At 43.7% G+C, this 2,267-nt stretch carries 2 protein-coding genes and 1 pseudogene; 1 reads left to right on the forward strand and 2 read right to left on the reverse strand.

Annotation, left to right across the window (positions count from 1 at the left end):
• The first annotated feature begins 118 nt into the window (after positions 1-118).
• On the forward strand, positions 119-358 hold the full coding sequence (locus AB6C75_RS23305; RefSeq protein ID WP_004732698.1) for an RNA-binding protein: 240 nt from the start codon (positions 119-121) through the stop codon (positions 356-358).
• Between the two features lie 149 nt (positions 359-507).
• Here the strand turns inward: AB6C75_RS23305 and AB6C75_RS23310 are convergent, their stop codons facing one another.
• Together AB6C75_RS23310 and AB6C75_RS23315 are read right to left on the reverse strand one after the other, a co-directional pair.
• Complete coding sequence (locus AB6C75_RS23310; RefSeq protein WP_372109472.1) at positions 508-852, reverse strand: ribosome recycling factor family protein; 345 nt, start codon at positions 850-852, stop codon at positions 508-510.
• Positions 853-1,060: 208 nt separating this feature from the next.
• Positions 1,061-2,116: pseudogene (locus AB6C75_RS23315) on the reverse strand (MalY/PatB family protein).
• Positions 2,117-2,267 lie beyond the last annotated feature (151 nt).

Here is a 2,267-nt window from a genome sequence, read left to right on the forward strand (position 1 = left end):
TCAAACCTATGCGAGTCACCCCAGCAGAGCTGGGGGTTTATCAATGTTTAATTATTTGTGAGGGTGAGCATGAAAGTGTGCGACAATGCTCGGCGTAAATTCATATTCAAGGTTTATTATGAAACTTCTAGTTCGTAACCTATCGCGCTCTACTGCTGAGCAAGACATCCGTGTTCTATTTTCTGAGTTCGGCTCAGTAAAAGAGTGCAGCCTAGTTTTAGACCAAGAAACTGGCGAATCTAAAGGCTTTGCATTTGTTGAAATGCCAGAGCACGAAGAAGCGAAAGCGGCACTAAACAAGCTAAACTTGTCAAAGCTTGGCAAAAACACGATTCGTGTAAAAGTAGCGAACTCTTAATCGAGTAAACGCTTTATAAGCCACATGGCTTAGCTTAAGCAGCATAAGCGCAGATAATAAAGCCCGTAACGATATTCCGCTGAAAAAGCATAATATCGTTACGGGCTTTTTGCTGCTCACGATTCTCTTTTCACACGATTCGAATACGCCTACAACTCTTCATGCTCATCAATCGCACGCCTTGCTTCTGCCATTGAACATCCTGATTCCATCACTAACTGCGCAACCGTCATCGAGGGCGTAGCGGCTAACAACGATGCCAAACACACCACAGGCTTAGGCAGCACTTTGTCGATTGCGATTGCTATCCAATCGTCATTTTCGTGAGTGAACATCGTTTTAAATTCAACGAGTTGATGCTCTTGAGCGACCAAAAGCCAATTACGCGAACGACGAACTCGTTTCAACTGACATCCACATTCTGCAGCATGCGCCATCACTTGGCTTTTATCACTAACACGATGTACAAAACTATTCAGTGGGACGCTAAACATAACTCTCTGCCAACCAATCTCTACCAATCATTCAAGTGCTCTCGAACTACCACTCAACACTTCAATTTCATCTCAATAAAATCATGCTTAGGATTACACAGACACAAAAAAACCGCCAGTCATGCGCTAAGCAGCCTCGCGGTTTTTCGTTCTATAGAGCCTAATGTTCAGTATCAGCGGCTAAGCATTTTCAATTCAACATGGATAATCAGCAGCAACTTTTTGAATCGCCTTTATCGCAGCAGTTTGAACTCTCCTGGCTTCCTCGCTCAAAACCCTCAATCGCATCAGCCAACGCAGTAAATGATTGCTCAATATTGTCACGCGAAGTCGCGATGTTCATTCGCATAAAATGATAACTCTCAGCGCCAAACTAGCCACCCGGTGTTAATCCCATTTTAGCTTGTTCAAACACCACACTTTTCAATTCATCTTCCGAAAAGCCTAAGCCAGCAAAATCAAACCACACTTGGTAAGTCCCTTGCGGTTGGAAGACTTTTAACTGAGGAATTAGCTGCTCTGCAAATTCGGTAATCCACTTAACTGTGCCTTGCAGATACGCCAACATGCCATCGAGCCACTCTCCACCTTTCTCAAAGGCAGCCACGGTTGCAAACGTACTGAACGCATTACCATGGTCAAGATACATCGCCACCACATTGGTTTTGAACGCTTCAAATAACTCATGATTGTTGGTGTACACATAACCATTTGAGATGCTGTGCATGCCGAAGGTTTTCGCCGGAGAGCCAATCAAGGCAATGACCTTGTCGTAATCAAAGCTGGTTAAGCTCGTAAAAGAATGACCTTCAAAAATAATGTCGGAATGAACTTCGTCGCTGATGATCAGCACATCGTGACGTTTAGCAATTTCGATGACTTGTTCAATCTCTTGAGGTGTCCACACTCGCCCAGTCGGGTTGTGCGGATTACAGAAAATCATCGTCTTCACTTGTTGGTCGATGATCTGTTGCTCCATACCAGCAAAATCAATCTGATAACTCTGTCCGTCATTAATCAACAGGCTATTCACGACCTGACGACCTGCTTTATTCACCAAATTAGCGAACTGATGATAAGCCGGCGTATGAATAAGTACACCATCACCCTCGTTGGTAAACTGGCGCAGTAACAACGCGATGCCTGGTAATACTCCCGGAACCTGAACGAATTTGTCTGAAGACAGATTTAAACCATGACGCTTTGAATACCATAGAGATAGCGCCTCAAACACCGCCTGTTCATGAAATTCATACGAATACACACCACGTCATAATCTGGCGATTATGGATGGTTGTCTGTAGTAAGTGTCTGATAGGTAAGCGATGTGTAGTTTGTGTCTTTCATTGGTATGGCATGCTTTCACGAAATTTCGTGATTCTATGTCCCTATATGAAGGTACTAAATGATGAAAA

Origin of the sequence: Vibrio sp. 10N.237.312.B06 (genome assembly GCF_041464685.1) — a bacterium.
In the GTDB taxonomy this organism is placed as follows: domain Bacteria; phylum Pseudomonadota; class Gammaproteobacteria; order Enterobacterales; family Vibrionaceae; genus Vibrio; species Vibrio tasmaniensis_A.

Excerpts from the sequence above, each read along its gene's own strand:
- AB6C75_RS23305 (WP_004732698.1), top strand. The coding sequence starts at position 119 with ATGAAACTTCTAGTTCGTAACCTATCGCGCTCTACTGCTGAGCAAGAC.
- AB6C75_RS23310 (WP_372109472.1), bottom strand. The coding sequence starts at position 852 with ATGTTTAGCGTCCCACTGAATAGTTTTGTACATCGTGTTAGTGATAAA.